This window comes from Sneathiella chungangensis (assembly GCF_009882935.1).
GTDB lineage: Bacteria > Pseudomonadota > Alphaproteobacteria > Sneathiellales > Sneathiellaceae > Sneathiella > Sneathiella chungangensis.
The window spans coordinates 1-21001 of the sequence record NZ_WTVA01000002.1; the positions used below are offsets into that span (position 1 = coordinate 1).

Annotated in this window: 16 protein-coding genes and 1 tRNA gene; 9 read left to right on the forward strand and 8 right to left on the reverse strand. The window is 51.9% G+C overall.

Annotation, left to right across the window (positions count from 1 at the left end; genetic code table 11):
• The first annotated feature begins 2 nt into the window (after window positions 1–2).
• Window positions 3–79: transfer RNA gene (locus GQF03_RS04965), tRNA-Met, on the forward strand.
• Window positions 80–160: 81 nt separating this feature from the next.
• On the opposite strand, the gene GQF03_RS04970 is transcribed toward GQF03_RS04965, so the two are convergent.
• The 3 genes from GQF03_RS04970 to GQF03_RS04980 all read right to left on the reverse strand — a co-directional run bounded on the left by GQF03_RS04970 (window position 161) and on the right by GQF03_RS04980 (window position 5605).
• A complete protein-coding gene (locus GQF03_RS04970; protein ID WP_161338120.1) occupies window positions 161–1891 on the reverse strand; it encodes a hypothetical protein in 1731 nt (576 codons plus the stop codon).
• A gap of 73 nt (window positions 1892–1964) precedes the next feature.
• Window positions 1965–3716, reverse strand: a complete 1752-nt coding sequence (locus GQF03_RS04975; RefSeq protein WP_161338121.1) for a hypothetical protein — start codon at window positions 3714–3716, stop codon at window positions 1965–1967.
• 113 nt (window positions 3717–3829) lie between these two features.
• Window positions 3830–5605, reverse strand: a complete 1776-nt coding sequence (locus GQF03_RS04980; protein WP_161338122.1) for a hypothetical protein — start codon at window positions 5603–5605, stop codon at window positions 3830–3832.
• 439 nt (window positions 5606–6044) lie between these two features.
• Between GQF03_RS04980 and GQF03_RS04985 the strand changes: the two genes are divergently transcribed.
• Complete coding sequence (locus GQF03_RS04985; RefSeq protein WP_161338123.1) at window positions 6045–7430, forward strand: glycosyltransferase family 87 protein; 1386 nt, start codon at window positions 6045–6047, stop codon at window positions 7428–7430.
• Window positions 7431–7505: 75 nt separating this feature from the next.
• Here the strand turns inward: GQF03_RS04985 and GQF03_RS04990 are convergent, their stop codons facing one another.
• The 3 genes from GQF03_RS04990 to GQF03_RS05000 are packed head-to-tail and all read right to left on the reverse strand — an operon-like array spanning window position 7506 to window position 10273.
• A complete protein-coding gene (locus GQF03_RS04990) occupies window positions 7506–8393 on the reverse strand; it encodes a DMT family transporter (RefSeq protein WP_161338124.1) in 888 nt (295 codons plus the stop codon).
• Window positions 8390–9313: a bifunctional helix-turn-helix transcriptional regulator/GNAT family N-acetyltransferase gene (locus GQF03_RS04995; RefSeq protein ID WP_206376456.1), complete on the reverse strand. Its 924-nt coding sequence runs from the start codon at window positions 9311–9313 to the stop codon at window positions 8390–8392. Before GQF03_RS04995 ends, GQF03_RS04990 begins: the two co-directional genes overlap by 4 nt.
• Before the next feature lie 54 nt (window positions 9314–9367).
• Window positions 9368–10273, reverse strand: coding sequence for a LysR substrate-binding domain-containing protein (locus GQF03_RS05000; RefSeq protein WP_161338126.1), 906 nt, complete (start codon window positions 10271–10273; stop codon window positions 9368–9370).
• A gap of 246 nt (window positions 10274–10519) precedes the next feature.
• Here GQF03_RS05000 and ugpB point away from each other — a divergent pair, with 246 nt between their 5' ends.
• The 5 genes from ugpB to GQF03_RS05025 all read left to right on the forward strand — a co-directional run bounded on the left by ugpB (window position 10520) and on the right by GQF03_RS05025 (window position 15653).
• Entirely contained in the window at window positions 10520–11836 is a 1317-nt protein-coding gene (gene ugpB / locus GQF03_RS05005; RefSeq protein ID WP_161338127.1) for a sn-glycerol-3-phosphate ABC transporter substrate-binding protein UgpB, read from the forward strand.
• Window positions 11837–11909: 73 nt separating this feature from the next.
• Complete coding sequence (ugpA, locus tag GQF03_RS05010; protein WP_161338128.1) at window positions 11910–12791, forward strand: sn-glycerol-3-phosphate ABC transporter permease UgpA; 882 nt, start codon at window positions 11910–11912, stop codon at window positions 12789–12791.
• On the forward strand, window positions 12791–13639 hold the full coding sequence (ugpE, locus tag GQF03_RS05015) for a sn-glycerol-3-phosphate ABC transporter permease UgpE (RefSeq protein ID WP_161338129.1): 849 nt from the start codon (window positions 12791–12793) through the stop codon (window positions 13637–13639). The genes ugpA and ugpE overlap by 1 nt, the downstream gene beginning before the upstream one ends.
• Window positions 13640–13656: 17 nt before the next feature.
• Window positions 13657–14739, forward strand: a complete 1083-nt coding sequence (locus tag GQF03_RS05020) for a sn-glycerol-3-phosphate import ATP-binding protein UgpC (protein ID WP_161338130.1) — start codon at window positions 13657–13659, stop codon at window positions 14737–14739.
• Between the two features lie 125 nt (window positions 14740–14864).
• The gene (locus GQF03_RS05025) at window positions 14865–15653 is read left to right on the forward strand and encodes an SDR family oxidoreductase (protein WP_161338131.1); all 789 of its coding nucleotides are present in this window, start codon (window positions 14865–14867) and stop codon (window positions 15651–15653) included.
• Here GQF03_RS05025 and GQF03_RS05030 read toward each other — a convergent pair.
• Together GQF03_RS05030 and GQF03_RS05035 are read right to left on the reverse strand one after the other, a co-directional pair.
• A complete protein-coding gene (locus tag GQF03_RS05030; protein WP_161338132.1) occupies window positions 15650–17116 on the reverse strand; it encodes a cryptochrome/photolyase family protein in 1467 nt (488 codons plus the stop codon). The two genes, GQF03_RS05025 and GQF03_RS05030, sit on opposite strands and share 4 nt — an antisense overlap.
• 230 nt (window positions 17117–17346) lie before the next feature.
• Window positions 17347–18939, reverse strand: a complete 1593-nt coding sequence (locus GQF03_RS05035; RefSeq protein ID WP_161338133.1) for a glycosyltransferase family 39 protein — start codon at window positions 18937–18939, stop codon at window positions 17347–17349.
• A 185-nt stretch (window positions 18940–19124) separates the two neighbouring features.
• Between GQF03_RS05035 and GQF03_RS05040 the strand changes: the two genes are divergently transcribed.
• Window positions 19125–20561 (forward strand): UbiA family prenyltransferase, encoded by a 1437-nt coding sequence (locus tag GQF03_RS05040; RefSeq protein WP_161338134.1) that lies wholly within the window; start codon window positions 19125–19127, stop codon window positions 20559–20561.
• A 48-nt stretch (window positions 20562–20609) separates the two neighbouring features.
• Complete coding sequence (locus GQF03_RS05045) at window positions 20610–20984, forward strand: DMT family transporter (RefSeq protein WP_161338135.1); 375 nt, start codon at window positions 20610–20612, stop codon at window positions 20982–20984.
• The last annotated feature ends 17 nt before the right edge of the window (window positions 20985–21001 follow it).

Genomic DNA, 21001 nt, shown 5'->3' on the forward strand with positions numbered 1-21001 from the left:
ACCGCGGGGTGGAGCAGCCCGGTAGCTCGTCAGGCTCATAACCTGAAGGTCGCAGGTTCAAATCCTGCCCCCGCAACCAATAATCCATGAATATATTCCGTAAAAGATAGCCACCGAAAGAGGAATACTTCGATGGCTAGTCGCCTGTCCAATTCAGCGGTTAATCTAATTCATCGATGACAATGCACCAGTAGATGCCGCCGTTTAGATAGTCCGCCATATCGCAATCAAACTGGTCGCGTTCTCTGGATATCACTGTCGATATCTGTCGGTCGGCGAGTAGACGGCTCCAGACGGAAAGCCCATCCTGCGTCGAGGTGGACTGAAAGTCCTGGATTGCGGGAGGGTCGTAGAACATGAGGAGCTTTACTTCGGGAAACCTGGCCAGGAATTCGATTTTTTCGGTTCGCTCGAAGAGTAGCTTGCTTTCCCGAATTGCGCCGAGACCGCTGGCCAGAATGCAGCCGATAAATGACAAGAGAGCAATGCCGACAAGTATGCGGCTAACCATCTGCATCCGACCTCTACCTTCCAGAAAAATAGCCGCGACGGATAAGAATAAGACGCCCGGCCAGGCGAAGGGGACGTATCGAGCCCACCAGGATTCTGGAAAAAACATGGAGATCGCGATCATGGCGATGCCAAATAGCGCTAAACTATCTCCCGTGCGATGCCATTTGTATTTGGATTTGTCGCGGCTGGCCAGCTTGACTATTCCATACGAGGCGATCGAAACAATAAGTGCAAGACTGAAAAACGGACCAAAGCCGCCCCGCCTCGTGTCGAACCGCATAAATTTAAATTCCGAGACATGAAAAGTCCCCGGAACTTTTATTTCAATTGGGGCGTCGATGGGCCATTCACTATGATCCGTCCGGGCAAAAATGCCATATATGAACTTCATCGGCGCAGATAGCGGTATTACATTTGACGGTTCATTGCCTTTCATAATTTGTTCGACGGGCGGATAAAGAAGGTCCCCGTGATCTGCGATATTCGTCACATAGGGTTTGTAACCAACGGCAACAACACTGAAAATGAAGGCAAAGCCATATAGGATTCCCTTGTGTTTTATCCAGACGAAAACCTCTGTGAATGGGCTGTTATTGGAACTTCTATACGCAATTTCAGCAATAAAGCCGCCGAAGACGAGCAGAGGTGCGTAATAAAGCGCAGCCGTCTTGGTGTTGACCATCAAAATTATGCAAGCCACGATGCCGAGGCGGGTCAACCAGTTGGGTGAGACGGTGTCTGACAACAGGAAAAGAACGAGGGCCGCTCCAAAAAGATAGAGCGGAGCATCAACGTAATGGGTTAGGAGTTGTCCGATCACCACCGGATTCCCGGCGATTATACCGGCAAACAACAGAGCTAAAACCTGATTACGGTACGGTAGAAGAGATTCGAACCTTTCAATGAAAAAACTGTAAGCAAGAAGAAAGACAGCTGCCGTCAGCCCGGCAATCAGGGATTGGCCCGACATCAGTAGTCCGGTGGCGCCGACGATATAGGATTGAAGAACCCAGTATCCGTTGGGATAGGAGTCCACCCAAATATTGGAATGGGAAGAGAGAAACGGGTTCCAGCCCGCCGCAATTTCCCAAATTGCACTCAAATGATACGCATAGCCGTCGAATCCGGGGTCGTAAAAGGACCTGGTCGCGAAACTCCAGACCAGGAGAATGGCAAAAAAAGACAATATGCTTGACAGGCCGATGATTACATCAGTGCGTTTGCCCATGAGGGCAACAATTCCAAGCGAAAGGACCACCGATGCCGAAATAAAAACCGCACCGGGATGCCATGTTTGAGTTGAAAGGCGGCTAAGTATGAGAAGAATTGCCAGAAATAAGAAGATCGATGACGCGCCAATACGTGCAAATCTCGTCATAAATACTTTTCCCCTAAATCCTCTAAATTATAATTCAGGATCTTTTGTTTCTCATACTCATATAAAGGTCGCGTCATTTGCGGACGCACCATAGAACATTTCCATCGAAAAAGCCAAAATGCTCGCATTCTTCTTTATTGATTTCCTGTACTATCGTCGTATTGACCCCTCTATCCTCCAGAAGCCGGGTCCAAGTCTTGTCAGAAGAGGAAATCAATGTCGATTGATGGTCTGCAATAGTGCGTGGATCTTCAATGAGAGCGAGTTCCACGACGCGGAAGGATTTCATTTGTTCAATTACGGCGGTTCGTTGGTATGTATGCCAGCTCTGTCGAAGAGCGCCGAGGGCGCCGGCCGCGATATTGACTACAAAACATATCACCACGAGGCCAAATAAGATGCGTGAAAGGGAGATGATTTTTCCATTTTCCGCCATGCGCATCGCGGAATAGGCGATGAGAAAGACACTCAGCCAAATGAACGGGATATAACGGGCCCACCAGGATTCTGGAAAAAATGCCGATGCACCGACCAGGACGAAGCCAAACAATGCGAAAGCATCTTCTTCCTTGCGCCAGATGCCGGCACCATTTTTCCGGCGAGCTAATTTCCCTATGGCATAGGCGGCCAAGGCCAGAATAAGCGATAAACTAAATAACGGACCAAATCCGCCACGCCGCGTATCGAAATCGAGATCCTTGAACTCAAACAGCTTTACTGATCCGGGTATCTTTAATTCAACAGGCGCCGTCACCGGTACGGGCCAGACACTATCTTCCGTTCGCGAGAGAATTCCATACACAAATTTCATGGGGACGGAAAGCGGCTCAAGATTGACGGGGATATTCGTATCCATAATCTTGTCTACGGAAGGATAAAGAAACTGTCCGTGATCGCTGACATTTGTGACATAGGGCTTAAAGCCGATCAGCAGAATACCGATAAAAAATGCGAGGCCGTAGGGGATGCCTTTTGATCTGATTAATACAAAAAGATTTTGAAAACGGGAAATTCTGGTGTCGCTAAATATCCACTCTATTGCCAGCGCCCCGAGCACAAACAACGGGACGTAATAGAGAGACGCCGTCTTCGTGTTGACCATCAGAATAATGCAGCTCATAGCGGCCCAGCGGGTCAGCCGGTTGCCGCTAAATGCGTCGGAGAGCAGAAATAAAATGAGGGCGGTACCAAGAAGATAGATTACGCCGTCCACATAGTGAGTCATGATCTGGGTGAGAACGACGGGATTGGCCACGACAATAGCGGAGAAAAGCGCGGCTTGGAGTAATTGCGAAAGCGAGGATCGATATGTCGAGCGATCCAGAAAAAAGCCGAAAGCCAGTAAATACACAGCGGCGATAAGACCGACTGTAAGGGCCCGTCCTGACAAAAGAATTTCCGTCATTGCGACAATATAGGATTGCAGCGCCCAATAACCGTTCGGGTAGGAATCAACCCAGATATTGTCGTGCGAGGAAAGGAATGGGTTCCATCCCTCCACAAACGCCCAAATCGCCGGAAGATGATATGAATGGCCATCGTGGCCGGCGTCATACAGGATCTGTGTCGCAAATGCCCATATTGCTATGACAGCAAGAAAGCCGGCAATACTCAGTATTGCCGGTAATGTTGCTTTTTTTGTCCCGGCCAAACGCATTATTAAAATGGTGATTAAGACCGAAAACAACAAAAGAAAGGCAGGGGGGGCCAGGTTGAAGTATGGCGGCCGACCTGCTGCGAGCAATATCGTCAGAAATAGAAAAATCGCTGCCGCCCCCATGTTGGCGGACCGGCCAATGGGAATATTGTTTGAGGTTCGTTCCATGGGCGGAAATTCTCACATTAAGTACGCAGCGACGCAACCACAAACGGCCGGATCTTAGATAGCGGGCTGACCTCTCGCCAAATAATCCGGACCGCCCAAACGGTTATATTTTTTTATTCAGCCGTTGTTCCGGATTTCTTGGTCGCCTCTTTTGGAACACACCATATAACGCCGCCAAGAAAATATCCGTCCAGCAAACATTTTTCATGATTGAAATTGGGTTGCTCGATCGTATTTACACCCCGCCGCTGTAAAATCGAGGCCCAGACGGCCACTGCGTCGGATTGGCTTTTTGACTGATAATCTTGGAACACTCGTATATCTTTTACCAAGGTAAGTTCGACGACCGAATACTCCTCCATTACGTCAATTGGAAGAGTGCGGTTGTAACTGTGATAATGCTGGCGAAGCGCGCCAAGGCCACCTGATAAAACGCATCCAATCAACGAGAGAACAGCAATGACAGACAATGTCCTTACGATTACAACGGATTTTTTAGCGCCTTTCAAATAAAAGGCAGGAAGGACAAAGAATATACAGCTAAGCCATGCAAACGGGATATACCGGGCCCACCAAGATTCAGGAAAGAACATTGACGACACTAGCAGTACTCCGCCAAGCCCCGCAATCGCGTCACCTTCCCTGCTCCAAGAATATAATTCGGTATTTCGAGCTACAATGCGGCACGCAGCATAGGAAATTAGCGACAGTATCAACGCAAGGCTGAAAAACGGACCAAATCCGCCACGGCGAATGTCAAAGTACGGGGCGATAAATTCCTTAATTTGAAATGTACCGGGGAACTTTAGATGAATTTCTTCTTCGGTTGGTACACCCCAAAGATTGTCTTCCGTTTTCGCAAAAACACCATAAAGAAACTTCATCGGCGCCGGCATCGGTCCCTTAACGTTCATCGGTGTATTCCCGTCCATAATCTCGTCACTCTGCGGATAGAGCAAAGCCCCGTGATCCAGGATATTCGTTACATATGGCTTGTAACCGATCGCGACGATAGCGAAAATGCCGGCGGCCGCATACAAAATGCCTTTAGATTTGAACCAGTCGATCACGCGCGGGAATAACCGTAAATTCGCTTTGTTTAAAATCAGCTCCATCACAAAACCGCCAAAAATGATCAACGGTCCGAAATAGAGTGCACTGGTTTTGATGTTTAAAAAAAGGATGATGCCGCCGCAAACTCCCCATTTTGCCAATCGATTAGGCTCAATAGCGTCCGTCAACATAAAAAATACAATGGCAGTTCCGACAATATAGAGTGGGGCATCGACATAATGCGTCTGAATTTGTATAAGGACGACCGGATTTGCGATGACAAGGCCGGCAATTATAAGCGCCGCGACAAAGCGAACTCGCGGGCGTTGAGACGACAGACGTCCGTTGAAAAAGGCGAATGCCTGCAATCCGACAAAAATTGCCAACCCGCCTAGTAAGGCCAGTCCGGCAAAGGGAAGCCCGGTTGTCGCAACGATATAGGACTGCAGGGCCCAGTACCCTGTGGGATAGGAGTCGATCCAGATATTATTATGCGGGGTGAAAAACGGATGCCAGCCAGCGGCTAAATCCCATATCGCGGGGAGATGATAGACGTAGCCGTCGTGACCGACCGGATATAAGGACTGGGTGCCGAAAGCCCAGATCGCGAGAACCGCAAAAAAAGCAAGAAGCGCATATAAGGCAACACGCGTAGACCTCCACCCATCGCTTGCGAAAACCAACAAAAGCGTCACGCCGGCCGAAATAGGAACTATAATCGCCGCCGATAGGACGCCCTGCACGGGAAGCCTGTTGGCAATCAGTAACAAGGCGGCGAAAGTAAAAATCGAGGCGGCAACCGTATTGGCAGTTCGTATCGAAAATTGATCGATCATTGAGTTAAGCTGTCTTTTTTAATAAGGAAACTCAGACTATTCACCGGGATCATGTCAATTTATGAATATATGTAAAGATCAAAGTTAAAATGCGTCGCAGAAATAGCGGCATTCGAAAAATATCTGATCTCCAGTTGGCATTTGGTCAACAAGCAAAATGGCTAAATGAATGCCTTATTTACCGCCTGTCTAGGCGCGCAGAATTACACCTAATTTCCGACAAAATATAACTAGCGCCGCGTCGCCGACATTGGTTTGATATTTTTTGCTGCATGGCAAAGAGTTGCAATAAAAAATTTGCTGACGTAAGTGATACTACGATATTCGTGAAAGAACGCATTTTCTTGGCACTGGTTTTTTTGGCCGTTTAATGGCAGGTTGATCGCTGTTCTTGAATGGATTTTATCGTGTATTATTAACTCACTGCGACGGAAAACAAATGCAGCGTTCCTATTTTGACGACAAAAAGCAAAATACTGTCTTAGTCTTTTTAGTGATTGTCAGTGTTCTGATAATACTTAGCCTGGCCTCAGATGTTTTGCTCTGGGTATTAAATTTAGACAGATTTTCGCTCGGCTTGGTCAGAATTTATTTTGCCTTTACGCTGGACAGTGCGGATTCATGGTGGCCCATTAATGAGGCTGTACAAGTCTACGCGGCGGATCCCGAAGCCGGCATTTATCAGACGGTATTTTTTGAAAAGAAAATCAAGTTTCAATACCCTCCCATGTCTTTGCTGCCGTTTGTTGCGTTTGAGAAAATGGGGTACGGCTTTCATGCGGTGGTCAAGCTGATGATGCTGCTGTCGTTCGTGTCGATTATTGGAATAATTCTAAGCCTTTATCGCACGGTGGTGACCAGCTGTTCGGCCATCGGGGAGGGCGAGTTCATCAAGGGAAGGTCGATGAAAGTGGCGCTTCTGGCGATGCTTATTATCGGCACATTGACCTTTTATCCGGTCGTTAATGGGTACCGGCTTGGCCAAGTTCAGGTTTTTATCAATCTGGCGATTTGCCTGATGTTCATGTGCTGGCTGGAAAACTGGAAATTGCTGGCGGGCATCATGGTCGCGCTTGCGGCAATCGTGAAACCGCAGTATGGACTTATCCTGATCTGGGCCTTGTTCCGAAAGGAGAAGGACTTTTTGATCGGGATGTTGCTTGTGCTGATCCCGACAGGGATTGCCTCGCTGATTGTATTCGGTTTTCAGGAGCATCTCGATTATCTGTCCACACTTTCGGTCATGGGGCAGCATGGCGAGGTCTATCGCTCTAATCAAAGTATGAACGGTCTGCTTAATCGCCTTCTATCTGGGATGAGTACGATTGAATTCCAATTTTATTCTTTTGCCCCCTACAACGTCATTGTCCACGCCGGTACCCTAATATCGACCATATTGCTTCTTTTATTCGGGATGTTCTATCGGCCCGGAAGCAATAAAAGTGTTTCTGCGGGTGAACTGAACCTTAACTCGGCGCTGGATTTGGCGACGATGGTTATCATCGCGACTATTGTGTCACCCATCGCGTGGTCCCATCATTACGCGACCTTTTGGCCAATTCTGATTTTGGGATTTTTGGTTGCGATCAAGATCTTCCAGAAACAACGCAATTGGCTCTCAGTTGTCAACCTAGTGCTGCTGAGCGTAAGCTATCTTTTTGTCTCGAACTATTTCTATTGGGCGTTGGATGACGCGTCGGTAATTGACCCGCCATGGAATCTCCTACAGTCCTATATATATTTCGGGGGTCTGATCCTGCTGATCTCTCTGACGGTCATGCGAAGAACGATCAAGACGGGATTCGCAAATGTTATTTCGAAATAAAGCGTTTATCGACTGTCCCGGGCCTTTGACTTGACGGATTGCCGGTTGATAACCCGCGATCGCTATTGGGCGCCGCTATTGTGCGGCATCCCTTCGCCAGAGGGAAATAACCAGTCCGGCGATAACCAGGAAGGTTCCGATGAAATCGGCAACGGCGAGCGGCTGGGCAATAAATATTGCACCAAGAATAGTTGCCGTGATCGGACTGAGGCCCAGGAACACGGTCACATTCGAGGGCGGGATATGCGCGAGTGCATAGAGCCAGCAAAAATAGCCGACAGCGCTCGCCAGGCCGACGAATAGCAGGACGAGCCAGATGTTGAGCGAGTAACTTGGAAGTGCGCCAAGCTCGCCTTCCATCAGGGCCAAACCAAACAGAAATACGACAGCGCAGCCCATCGCCATGGTGCTGATTTGAAGAGTTGGATAACGGGGCATGTAGGCCGCGTATAATACTGAGCAGAGGGCCCCTACAAAGGCGCTTGAAAAAGCGGCGCCGACCGCAACCCAGCCCATGGTGTCAATTTCCCCTGTAAACGCGGTTGCGCCGACGGCAAAGCCAACCCCGGCGATCGTGAGGACAATCCCTATCAGTTTGCGGAGAGTAAATGTCTCGCGTCCGAAGAGAATGGCGAGGGCCATCGTCTGCAGCGGGAGGCTCGCGAAAATCAGAACAGCAAGGCCGGCGGCAATGTAGATTACCGAAAAATTCAGAAGGGTAATGAGGACGGCGAACTGGAAAGTGCCAAAAAGAAAGATCGCTATAAATTCTTTAGGGGAAACCGGGTTCCATTTTATCCGAAGGGCAAGCGGCAGCAATAGGAGGACACCAATCAGATAACGGATAAAAGCAATCGTCACCGGACCGATCTCGCTGACGATCGAGCCGGTAGCGACCGTCGCCGCCCCGACAATGGCGCCGCTAATCGCAGCGGCGAGAAGTGCTGCCCACTCCCTGCTCATAGCGTGAGATCCCAGGTCTGGCCGATCAAATCCTGTCCGAAACTGTGATGCGGTTCTTCGTTGACGAGTTTAAATCCGGCATCTTCATACAAATGTATCGCGGCATGAAGAATGCTGTTCGTCCATAGGGTTAGCGTCTTGTATTTTTTTTGGCGGGCAAAGGCGATGCATTCATTGACCAGGTTGCGGCCGACACTGAGACCGCGGGCTGACGGCTCGACATAGAGTAGTCTCAATTGCGCAGTCGTCTTGTCTTTTTTCACGAGAAAGACGGAGCCCAGAATGCCGCCATTCCGCTCTGCTATCCAGCAATGTTCAAAGGCGGGATCGAATTTTTCAAGGAACTCGCCCGCGACTTTGGCGACGAGGGCTTCGAAGCTGTCATCAAAGCCATATTCACTTGCGTAAAGAGAGCCGTGCCGGTGAATGACCCATCCAATGTCGCCTGGCCGGTGAGCGCGGATAATGACAGGCGTTGCTTTTTGACGGGCCCCGTCCAAAGTCGATAATATAGCCTGCATGGCGGTGAGGAGTTTCGTCTGTTCGGCTTCCGAGAGTGCGTCAAGAACAGCCGCTACTTCATCACGCGACGCCTTGATATAGGGGGCGAAGACACGCCTCCCTTCTTCCGTAAGGGTTAGGACCCGTTGTCGTCTGTCCGTCACGCTTCGGAGGGTTTCGATAAGGCCGGCTGATTTGAACCGCTTCAATATCCGGCTCAGATAGGCGGGATCAAGGGACAGGCTCTTGGCTAGATCGGCGGCCATCAATTCGTTGGCGGTATGCAGTTCATATAGGATACGCATTTCGGTCAGGGAAAAAGGGCTCTTAAGGAGCCCTTCGTTAAGTGCACCGACATGTTTGGTATAAAAGCGATTGAATTCTCTCACCGCGTCAATTCGGTCCTCGGAAACAGCCATGATCCCCTCCTTTATTGACATATGACAATAAATTAATGGACTAAGTCAAGTAAATTAAGGCGATTTGTCGGGGAGGAGAAATGGCGCAAGGCTGTCACGGAATTGTACGATAAATTCCTGCATCAAAAGCGACCGCGGATGGTACTTCGGATAAAGAATATCGAGGCGAAACGGTAATTGCGGCTCGAACGTTCGGGTGACCAGCCCGCGGCCTATATATTCTGCCGCATCGATGGAGCTGACGATCGCGATCCCCACCTCCTGCTCCGCCAGCAGGCAGGCGGTGGCGAACTGACGAACTTCGACACGGTGATTGAGGACGGCGCCGGAGGTATCGAAGGCGGCCTTGACCGCATGGTAAAAGCGGTTCTGCCGGTCCTGGATGATCATCGGCAGGCCATCGAGATCTTTTGGCGTAATAGTCTTCTGGCTGGCAAGGGGGTGGCGGCTGGAAATCGCGCAGACGGTCCGGATATTGACCGATTCATGATTAACAGCACTATGTCCTTCGAATTCATCTGCGATGCCGATGTCATATTGCTGCGCGGCGATCCATTCGCGTACCCGGGCGGAACTTCGGGTCTGGATGGACATGGTTACGTCCGGGCGATCCGCCAGAAATTCAGCGACGACCCGCGGCAACAAAGAGGTTGCGAACCCGGGAAGGCAGGCGATCCTCAGGTGACCGGCCTTCTGATTTCGGATATCCGCGGCAAGCTGAGCGACATGATCGAGATTGGCAATTGCGCGATCGACTTCCCCATAGAGAAATTCTGCCTCCGACGTCGGATGGAGTCGCCCTTGACGCCGGTCAAAAAGCGGGATGTTCAGTGACTTCTCCAGACTTGCAATCAGACGGCTGACCGCTGGCTGGGATATATTGAGTATATGCGCCGCGGAGGTTACGCCGCCGGCGATCATAACCGCCCGAAAGGCTTCCAATTGTCTCAACCGATTCATGCCATTACCTTCCTCATCTCCCTATTTTATATAACATGATGTTATGGAGTTATTCGGCAAGATTATCATTAACGACGGAAATTGTGGAATCTTGATTTAGATTGCGGCGCTGTCATCAAACCGTAATTGAAGGTCGCACAAATACCTATACTCTGTAGGGAGGGGACGGGTTGCCTCCGACAGAAAGAAATCAGATTCGGGCATCGCCGGCGGCGATGTTTTATAAACAACCTATAGGGAAACATGATGTCTATATTCAAAAAACTAGTTCTACCGGCAGCTTTGGCTGCCTTTATGAGCGGAACCGGTGTCGCCTCGGCGGTCACCGAAATTCAGTGGTGGCACGCGATGGGTGGCACCAACGGGGAGCGCGTTAACAAGATTGCGGAAGACTTCAACGCGACACAATCCGACTTCAAGGTCGTGCCGACCTTCAAGGGTAACTACACGGAAACCATGACGGCGGCTATTGCGGCGTTCCGGGCCAAGAAGCATCCCCATATCGTGCAGGTCTTCGAAGTCGGAACCGCAACGATGATGGCGGCGAAAGGCGCCGTCTATCCGGTTGAGCAAATGATGAATGACGCCGGGGAGCCATTCGATAAATCCGTTTATCTGCCCGCCGTGATCAGTTATTACCAAACCTCTGACGGCCAACTTCTTTCGATGCCGTTCAACAGCTCCACACCTGTTCTTTGGTATAACAAGGACGCGCTGGATAAGGCGGGCGTCGCCAAGGTTCCCGAAACCTGGCCGGAAATGAAGGCAGCGTCGGAGAAACTTGTCGCGGCAGGTTATAAATGCGGCTTTTCTTTCGGCTGGCAGTCCTGGGTGATGGTCGAAAACTTCAGCGCCTGGCACAATATCCCCATGGGAACGGAAGAGAACGGCTTCAAAAGCACCAAGACTGATTTTGAGTTCAATAATGATACCGTCAAGGCCCATATGAAAAACCTGCAAGACTGGCAGAAAGGCAACCTTTTCATCTATGGTGGCCGCCGCGGCGACAGCCTGCCGATGTTTACCAATGGTGAATGCGGCATGTGGATGAATTCCTCCGCCTATTATGGATCCATCAAGAGCCAGGCGAAGTTCAACTTCGGTCAGTCCATGATGCCCTATTATCCGAACGTCATCGACAAGCCGCAGAACTCCATCATCGGCGGTGCGACGCTTTGGGTGCTGCGCGGCAAGCCGGATGAAGAATACAAGGGCGTGGCCAAGTTCATGACCTATCTGTCATCACCGGAAGTGCAGGCCTGGTGGCATCAGGAAACCGGCTACGTTCCGATCACCACGCCGGCATATGAGCTTTCCAAGAAGCAGGGGTTCTACGATTCCAACCCAGGCACGGATACAGCTATCAAGCAGCTCAGCCTGAATACGCCGACACCAAACTCCCGCGGCATTCGGTTTGGCAACTTCGTTCAAATTCGTGATATCATCAATGAAGAGATGGAAGCGATCTGGAGCGGAGCGAAGACGCCTGCGCAGGGAATGGACGACGCAGTCAAGCGTGGAGACGTCCTCCTCCGTAAGTTTGAAGAAGCGAACGGATCGTAACCGTTTGATTTTCTGATTACGGCCGCCGCAGCGCGCTTGCGCTGCGGCGGAACATTCGGAGGGGTTTCAGTTCATGTTGAAGAACGTTCACTTCGGGCCGTCTGTGCTGCCGTTTCTTCTGGTATTGCCGCAGATAGCCGTTACTCTCGTCTTCTTCATTTGGCCGGCCAGCCAGGCGCTCTATCAGTCGGTCCTGCTGGAGGATGCGTTCGGGCTTAAAACCGAATTTGTCTGGTTCAGGAATTTCGAGGAACTTTTCAGCGATCCGCATTACTGGAGCTCATTCGAGATCACGGTCGTCTTCTCCTTTCTGGTCGCCTTTCTGGCTATGTCCTTTGCCCTGGTCCTCGCCCTTCTCGCGGACCGCGTCATAAAAGGTTCCGGCACCTACAGGACGCTTCTTATCTGGCCCTATGCGGTTGCCCCGGTAACAGCGGGCGCGCTCTGGGTTTTCATGTTCAATCCGACACTCGGGATTGTCGCCTATGCGCTTTCGGCGCTGGGGTACGAATGGAATCATCAACTGAATGGCGGCGAGGCGATGGCGCTGGTTGTGATGGCCTCCGCCTGGAAGCAGGTGGCCTATAATTTTCTGTTTTTCCTGGCCGGCTTGCAGTCCATTCCGAAATCCTTGATTGAGGCGGCGGCGATCGACGGGGCGGGGCCCGGCCGCCGGACGATCGATATTATTCTGCCCCTTCTGTCGCCAACAACTTTCTTCCTGCTGGTCATCAATATCGTTTTTGCATTCTTTGAAACTTTCGGCGTCATACATGCCGTCACCGCCGGTGGACCGGCCGGCGCCACCAATATTCTTGTCTACAAGGTGTTCAATGACGGCTTCGTCGGGCTCGATCTCGGCGGATCGGCGGCGCAGTCGGTAATTCTGATGATTATCGTTATCGGCCTTACCGTCGTACAGTTCAAGTATATCGAGAAGAAGGTGTCATACTGATGGTAGAGAACAGACCCCTACTGACATTATTCTCTCATATTATGCTGATCCTTGGCGTTGCCGTTATCGCCCTGCCAATCTGGATCATGTTCGTGGCGGCCAGTCATCCGGATATCCGGATGACGCAGGTCCCGCTACCGATACTGCCAGGCGGGTATTTCTTTGAAAATCTGGATATTGCCCTGAACAGGGGCCTTTCCGGGCAGAGCGGCCAGGGCGTTGCGCATATGATGGTCAACAGTTTGATCATGGCGATGATGATCGCCGTTGGCAAAATTGCGATTTCGCTGTTGTCCGCCTTTGCGATTGTCTATTTCCGCTTTCCTTTCCGGATGTTCTTTTTCTGGATGATTTTTGTCACGCTGATGCTGCCGGTCGAAGTGCGTATCCTGCCGACTTATGAAGTCGTCGCCAATCTTGGCATGCTCGATACCTACTGGGGGCTGTCCATTCCCCTCATTGCGTCGGCCACGGCGACCTTCATGTTCCGGCAGGTTTTCCTGACGATTCCCGACGAAATGCTGGAGGCGGCGCGAATTGACGGTGCGGGCCCGATGCGGTTTTTCTGGGATATCCTGATACCGATGTCGCGCACCAACATTGCCGCGCTGTTCGTGATCCTCTTCATTTACGGCTGGAACCAGTATCTCTGGCCGCTGCTGATTACATCCGAGCCGCAGATGTATACGGTGGTGATGGGGATCAAGCAGATGCTGGAGGCGGCGGAGCAGGCGCCGGAGTGGAATGTTATCATGATGACGGCGCTGCTCGCGATGCTGCCGCCGATTTGTGTTGTTATCTTCATGCAAAGTCTCTTCGTCAAGGGGCTGACGGAAACCGAGAAATAAGCGGGGAATATCGGACGATGGCTAGGGTGGTTCTAGAAGGTCTTCGCAAGACATATCCAAACGGATTTCAGGCGATCCACGGCGTCGATGTGGAAATCGAGGAAGGGGAGTTCCTGGTGCTTGTCGGGCCTTCTGGCTGCGGTAAGTCAACGCTGCTCCGGATGATTGCCGGGCTTGAGTCAATCACGGAGGGTCAGCTCTCTATTGGTGATCGCGTCGTCAATAATCTGGAGCCCTCCGAGCGCAACATTGCCATGGTTTTTCAGAATTACGCCCTGTATCCGCACATGAGTGTCTACAAGAACATGGCTTATGGTCTCAAAATCATGGGACTGCCGAAAGCCGAGATTGAGGAGCGGGTCCGGAAAGCCGCGGCCATACTCGAACTCACCGATGAACAGCTCACCCGCAAACCCCGCCAGTTGAGCGGGGGGCAGCGCCAGCGCGTCGCCATGGGGCGGGCCATCGTCCGCGAGCCGAGCGTGTTTCTTTTCGATGAGCCCCTCTCGAATCTCGATGCGAAACTTCGCGTCCAGATGCGTCTCGAAATAAAAACGCTTCAGGCTAATCTGGGTATTACGAGTATTTACGTGACACATGACCAGGTGGAGGCTATGACGCTCGGCCATCGGCTGATGGTGCTGAACGCGGGAAATGTCGAGCAATTGGGAACACCGATTGAACTTTATCAGCGCCCGGCCTCTCTGTTTGTGGCCGGATTTATCGGCTCGCCCGCCATGAATTTTGCCGATGCCAGGATAGACGCGGCGGGCAAGAATATAACTATCTCCGGTCAGGCGGCGCTGCCGCTTGGGGATGGCGGAATGCTCGAGCATGGCGGCAGGGATGTAATCCTGGGTATCCGTCCTGAGCATCTGGAACTGGTCGCGGACGCACCCGACGCGGTGCCGATGACAGTTTCCGTCGTTGAACAACTCGGCGCCGATACGCTGGTGCACGGTCATTTCGGAGAGAGCAAATCGAACCTGACAGTCCGCCTCGACGGTATTCGCCACATCAAACGTGGTGAGACGTTGCCGATCCGCGTGACCCCTGATCATCTTCATGTCTTCGATCCGAAAACTGAAAAGCGCCTGTAACCGCGTTCCTGACCGGATCGACAGATAGCCGGGACAACGCGTCGTGATTTCGCTATGCTGTTGACGGGTAAGGGGCGGGCTCGGAATCTGCTCCTGTGCGAAACATAAAAAAGGAAAAAGAAGCAATGGCAGGGATAGCACAAAACGGAACCGGAGCGCTGCGCGACTTGAACGGCAAGGTGGCCTGGATAACGGGCGCAGGCACGGGTATCGGCCAGGCGGGAGCGGTCTGCCTCGCGCGCGCCGGAATGGATGTCGTGATTTCAGGGCGGCGGCGTGACAAGCTGGTCGAAACCGAGGCACTGATCAGGGCCGTCGGCAAGGAACCGGTCATCGAGGAGCTTGACGTAGCGGACGCGGATCAGGTGGCTGACGTTGCCGCGCGTATTGAAAAGCGCTTTTCCCAGCTTGATGTCGCGGTATTCAGCGCCGGCATCAATGTTAAGAACCGGAGCTGGGGAGAAGTTGAAACGGACGGATGGGATTCCGTTGTCGACATTGATCTCAATGGTGCATTTTATTGCTGCCGCTCCGTTCTTCCCATGATGCGCCGCCAGAAAGAAGGGCTGATCATCAATGTTGCGTCCTGGGCGGGCGTTCGTGTATCGAAGCTGACCGGTCCCGCGTACACGGCCGCGAAGCATGGGATGGTCGCCATGAGCGAGAGCCTGAATATGGAGGAGGCGATCAACGGCATTCGCGCCTGTGCCCTCTGTCCGGGAGAGGTTGCAACGCCGATCCTTGATAATCGTCCGGTTAAAGTGACGGATGAAGAGAAGGCCGTGATGCTGCAGGGTGAAGACCTTGGCGAAACGATCCTGTTCCTTGCGCAGCTCGATAAGCGTGTCTGCGTCAATCAGTTGGTGATCAGCCCGACGGCCAACCGGATGTATACAACGCCCGGAATATCCTAGGAAGCAACGCCTGCTTTCCTGGAGTCGTTGAGATCGGAAAAGGCATCTAGGGCGCGGCGGCGAGACGTTTTCAGGTCGACAATCGGCGCGGGGTAGGTCTGACCGAGAACAATACCGGCACCCTCGAGGATGTCGGTGGGCGCTTCCCAGGGATTGAACAGCCATTTATTTGGCAGCGCGGCAATTTCCGGAACGTATTTGCGCGTATAGTCGCCGTTTGGATCGAAGCGGGTTCCCTGGGTGACCGGGTTGAAAATACGGAAATAGGGCGCGGCATCGGCGCCGGTTCCACTCACCCACTGCCAGCTCGCGCTGTTGTTCGCAAGATCCGCATCGACGAGGCAATCCCAGAACCATCGCGCGCCTTCGCGCCAATCGATCATCAGGTTTTTCGAGAGGAATGAGCTTACGATCATCCGCACGCGATTGTGCATATAACCGGATTGCCAAAGTTCCCGCATGCCGGCATCAACAAACGGAATTCCGGTGCGCCCCTCCTGCCAGGCTTCAAGCGCCGCAGCATCCGACCGCCAGGGGAAACTATCGAACTTCTGCTGCAGATTGACGTTCGAAAGGCCCGGATTGAAGAAAAGCAGGCTGTAAGAGAATTCCCGCCAGGCAAGCTCTGTTTTAAAGTTGCCGATATCGTCATCAAGCTCAGGCATATGTTCCTTGAAGGAAAGCGCATGCCAGACCTGATGCGGGGATAACTCTCCGAAATGCAGATGTGGAGACAGCCGGGAGCGGTTTTCCGCCGCCGGGAAATTCCGGCGGATCTTGTAGCCATTGAGGCCATTTTCAAGAAAATACCGCACTTGCGCTTGAGCGCCGGCTTCGCCCGGATGCCAATCCGGCTCTCGTTTGAGGGTCCAGTTTGACCTCGGCAGCAAATTTAGTTCCGCGAGATCGACGGTTTCCGGATACTTGTCTGCTGGCGCAAAGCTGATGGATGCCGGTGCCGCTATCGGCTCTCTTGGCAATCGACCATTGAGACGGCCCTGACTGTAAAAGGGCGTAAATACCCGGTAGGGCGAACCGTCACTCTTTAGTATTTCCCATGGTTCCCAGAGGAGAGACCCGTTTTCGGTAATAACGGTAATGCCGTCTTCTTTAAGCATCTCCTTTATTGCCGTATCGCGCTTTATCCGCCAAGGTTCATAGCACCGGTTCCAACTCACCGTTCCGGCTCCGGTTTCAGCGGCTAATTTAGGTAGAATTCTGGTGGCGTCGCCGCGATAGAACCGCAGATTTCCCTTCAAGCTCCGGTTCAGTTCCATGAGGGAATGATGCAGCCACCAACGGCTCGCATCGCCAATTTGTGCGTCCTCGGCGTTAACCTCATCCAGGATATAGATCGGCAGCAGACGGCCGGATTTCAGAGCCGAGGAAAGCGCCGGGTTGTCCGAAAGCCGTAGATCCTGCCGGAACCAGTGAATGGCAATGGAGTTGGAAGCAGAACCCAATGGCGACCGTCCTTTGTATGATGGTTTCAATAATTACCTGATACGACATCGAACCGGCTGTGGATCACCAGATAACGGCGGCACGCAATGATCAGGAGTTTACTCTCGGCTGTTTCGCCCCCGAAATTTCCCAACGAGTGTGATGAAGATGCGGGCCTTGCGAATTCAGTAAATATTTCCTGTGATCCCGGGCCGCTCAGGCTTTTGCGGGCGACGCGAAAAGTCCAAGTTTAGCGGCGATCGAACCGTTCCACATGAATATTATCCCACTGCTTTACTGTTGCCGAGGCATATTCTTCGGCGAGTACGCTTCGGGTAACGTGGTTGGGATCGAAAAGCGCTTCTTCCCGGGTAACCAGAAAGACCCGGTCCTTGCCCTTGATCAGGGATCTGATGCTGTCGGCATCTTCCGGGCGGATGCCGGGAACAGCGGGAAATCCATCTGGATAAAAATCGGAGAATGTCTGCGCCGGATATTCGGCTGGAACACTTTCGATCTTGGCGGCGAGTTGTGTCTCGTCCACATAGAGGCGCGCCGGCAGATACAGGTCGTTCGGCAATAAGAGAATGACGTCATTTTCCCGGGCCTCCCCATCGATGCTCGCCATAATTTGATCCCATGGCTCTTTCTCGGCCGCCCGCAGCGTCGCGAACAGCCCGAGCCCGATCACCACAATATACAGTGCCTTGACGGCGTTTCGAAATGTCGACTTATCAATATATTCTATTGAAATCGACAACAGCAGAAAGTAGGGGATTAAGCCGGGCAACAACGTCCGTTCCAGAAAGATATTTGGGCCCAGAAAAGAAATAAGCGCGGAAATAACCGGAACCGCGAAGCAGCTCAATACGAAGAAACAGGCAAGCGAGACCTTTTTTTGCTGAACTAGTTTGCACAGACCCAATAGAACGAGTGCACCGGAGACCAGGCTCACCAAAATTCCCAGACCGATCCGCGCCGCCCAGACAACTGAATAGCCGCCGAACGCTACATCCATGTATTTGTCGGCATAGCCAAAACCAAAGATCCGGCGCATGATCTGCACAAAACTGGTTAGTGTGGGCTCCGCCACCCAACTCGACTCTTGCCAGTAAAGCAGCTGCTTCAATATCTGAACGATCAGCGGCGCGGAGACCGCGAGGACGATGATCGTGCAGAAAAGTATCTTTAAGAAAAACCGCTTTTCGAATTTTCGTTCCACCGTCCAATGCGCAAATAATGACAGGAACAGCACCGCGGAAAATATACCGCCCAGGTGATGTGACCAGTTGGTAAGAACCGCGCCGAACGTAAAGACGACCCACCCGCGGAGCGTATCGTCTTCACCATCCGAAAGAATTGAAATGAGGCCGAGAACGGTGAGTGAATAGGCGAAGAAGAGCAGGATGTAGGGACGTGCCTCTATCGAATACCAGACGATGACCGGGCTGAAACAAATAAGAATGCTGTTGAAGAGGGTGGCGCCGGCGTCATCAATTTGCAGATAGCGCGCAACTTTCCTTGTCGCGACATAGGTGGTGGCAATGAGGAGGAGGCTAATGAAGATCGATAGCGAACGATGCCATATCCCCGTTTCATCCGCCTCCACGATCCCCCAAAGCCTGACAAGGGAGTAATAGACTGGCGGGTGCGCTTCGATTTCGGGCAACCAGAACCATATATCGTGGAAGGACAGATTTGCGAACCATGCCGTGTATCCTTCATCCAGCCAGTAGGGAAGGGAATGTTCGTTGATAATCTTAATTAACAGGGAAGATAGAATAACGACAGCGAGGGCGAGGAAATGTCGTGCTTGAATGTTTCGGTTTTGCTGCCGCTGCATGCCCGCTATTCCGGATTGGTTGCCCACAAAAATGTCACAGTCGAGAATGCTAGATTAATATGGTTAAAGCAATCCTTATATGCTTCCTGCAAATTATAAAGTATGAAAAATAAACATAAAATTAAGTTTTTTTGGTTAACAAACGAGCAGATGTCGGAACTATCAACATTGAGGATGAAAGTCTTTTGATTGATAAAATAAAGTATGTCGTTGTTGATCTTGATGGCACGTTGGTTCGAACCGATTTGTTCGTTGAATCCCTGCTGCGTTATCTGAAGGGTAACCCATTTAAGATTGTCCGACTGCTCCTCTGGATATTGAAGGGGCGCGCCTATGCCAAGCAAAAGGTAGCGGAAAATATTGATATCGACGCGGCCTACCTCCCCTATGAAGAGTCCCTGATTGCCTATCTCAAGCAACTGAAATCACAGGGAAAAGAAATCATTCTCGCGACGGCGTCACACCGTAACTATGCCGATCGGGTTGCCGAACATCTGGGGATCTTCGATCGGGTGATGGCAACCGAGGAAAATCACAATCTGAAGGGTCGTAACAAGCTGGCGGCCATCAAGGAATTAATCGGCGACGAAGATTTCGCTTATGCGGGCGACAGTGCAGCCGACACGCCAATCTGGCGGGCGGCCGCTGCAAATATCATGGTGAATGCGCCGGCCGCGAACGTGGCGGAAGCCGAAAAAGACGGAAAATTGATATGGCAGGCGAAATCGGAGACCTCTGCCGTCAAGTCGTTTGTAAAGGAAATGCGGCCGCACCAATATGCGAAGAACGTCTTGATATTCGTTCCTCTGGTTACTTCCCATGAATATTCTGACCCTACCCATATTGTCACCACGTTGCTGGCCTTTGTGTGCTTCAGCTTTTGTGCGTCCGGCGTTTATTTCCTGAATGATCTCCTTGATCTGCAGGAAGACCGCCGTCATCGCAGCAAGAAATATCGGCCGATCGCGTCGGGAGCGCTACCGCTTGTGGTCGGTGTCGCCGGGGCAATCGGATTTCCGCTCCTTGCCTTCGCTCTTTCGATCGCGTTTCTGCCGCTCGCTTTCTGTGGCGTGCTGCTGGTTTATTTCGCTATCACCAACGCCTATTCTTTCCTTTTAAAGCGGATCACGACCGTTGACGTGATGACGTTGGCAATCCTTTACACGCTGCGGGTTGTCGCCGGCGCCGCCGCATCGGGCGTGAGCCTGTCATATTGGCTGATCGGGTTTTCGGTGTTCATCTTCGTCAGTCTCGCCTTCATGAAGCGCTATATCGAAGTCGCCGCCCTGTCGGACAAGAGCGGGCAGGTGCGCGGTCGGGGCTATTCCAGAGATGACCGCGAAACAATGTTCAGTCTCGGCATTGCAAATTTTACCGCGGCCGTCATCATTCTTACACTTTATATAAACAGCCCATTTGTTCTGACATCCTATTCCACGCCTGAATTCCTTTGGCTCCTCTGCCTGATTGTCCTGTTTTGGGGAAACCATATCTGGGTTTGTGCCCGGCGGGGCGATATACCGGATGATCCCGTCGTTTTCGCCATCAAGGACAGGGCCAGCCAGCTGGTCGGGGTCAGCTTTGTTATCGTTCTTTTTCTGGCGAAATATATCGAATTCTGACCTGCCGGATGCGCGGCGCGTGAAATATAACTTAGGAGACGATAAAAAATGTCCATGCTCGTTCTCAGCCTGATTTTGCTGACGGTCTTTTCCTCCGCTTGCGCGCAGCTCGTGTTGAAACTTGGCGTAGCGGATCAGAAAATGCAGGCGGCGATGCAGTCGGGCATTTTTGACTCCCTGATGGCCGCGGCGTTGTCGCCCTTCATCTGGCTGGGGTTGATTATTTACGCCCTCAGCGTGGCGCTCTGGCTCTGGGTGCTGTCGAAAGTCGATTTAAGCGTCGCCTATCCTTTCGTCGGAATCGGTTTTGTCGTCACGATGCTTTTCGGGATACTCCTGCTCAACGAGAATGTGACGCCGATGCGCATTATCGGGACCATTCTGATCGTCGGGGGATGCGTTCTCGTTGGTCGGTCAGCTTAGGTCGGCGGCGTTTGGGT

Excerpts from the sequence above, each read along its gene's own strand:
- GQF03_RS04985 (WP_161338123.1), top strand. The coding sequence starts at position 6,045 with ATGCAGCGTTCCTATTTTGACGACAAAAAGCAAAATACTGTCTTAGTC.
- GQF03_RS04995 (WP_206376456.1), bottom strand. The coding sequence starts at position 9,313 with ATGGCTGTTTCCGAGGACCGAATTGACGCGGTGAGAGAATTCAATCGC.
- ugpB (WP_161338127.1), top strand. The coding sequence starts at position 10,520 with ATGTCTATATTCAAAAAACTAGTTCTACCGGCAGCTTTGGCTGCCTTT.
- GQF03_RS04980 (WP_161338122.1), bottom strand. The coding sequence starts at position 5,605 with ATGATCGATCAATTTTCGATACGAACTGCCAATACGGTTGCCGCCTCG.
- ugpA (WP_161338128.1), top strand. The coding sequence starts at position 11,910 with ATGTTGAAGAACGTTCACTTCGGGCCGTCTGTGCTGCCGTTTCTTCTG.
- GQF03_RS05045 (WP_161338135.1), top strand. The coding sequence starts at position 20,610 with ATGTCCATGCTCGTTCTCAGCCTGATTTTGCTGACGGTCTTTTCCTCC.
- GQF03_RS04970 (WP_161338120.1), bottom strand. The coding sequence starts at position 1,891 with ATGACGAGATTTGCACGTATTGGCGCGTCATCGATCTTCTTATTTCTG.
- GQF03_RS04975 (WP_161338121.1), bottom strand. The coding sequence starts at position 3,716 with ATGGAACGAACCTCAAACAATATTCCCATTGGCCGGTCCGCCAACATG.
- GQF03_RS04990 (WP_161338124.1), bottom strand. The coding sequence starts at position 8,393 with ATGAGCAGGGAGTGGGCAGCACTTCTCGCCGCTGCGATTAGCGGCGCC.
- GQF03_RS05020 (WP_161338130.1), top strand. The coding sequence starts at position 13,657 with ATGGCTAGGGTGGTTCTAGAAGGTCTTCGCAAGACATATCCAAACGGA.
- GQF03_RS05025 (WP_161338131.1), top strand. The coding sequence starts at position 14,865 with ATGGCAGGGATAGCACAAAACGGAACCGGAGCGCTGCGCGACTTGAAC.
- GQF03_RS05000 (WP_161338126.1), bottom strand. The coding sequence starts at position 10,273 with ATGAATCGGTTGAGACAATTGGAAGCCTTTCGGGCGGTTATGATCGCC.
- GQF03_RS05035 (WP_161338133.1), bottom strand. The coding sequence starts at position 18,939 with ATGCAGCGGCAGCAAAACCGAAACATTCAAGCACGACATTTCCTCGCC.
- ugpE (WP_161338129.1), top strand. The coding sequence starts at position 12,791 with ATGGTAGAGAACAGACCCCTACTGACATTATTCTCTCATATTATGCTG.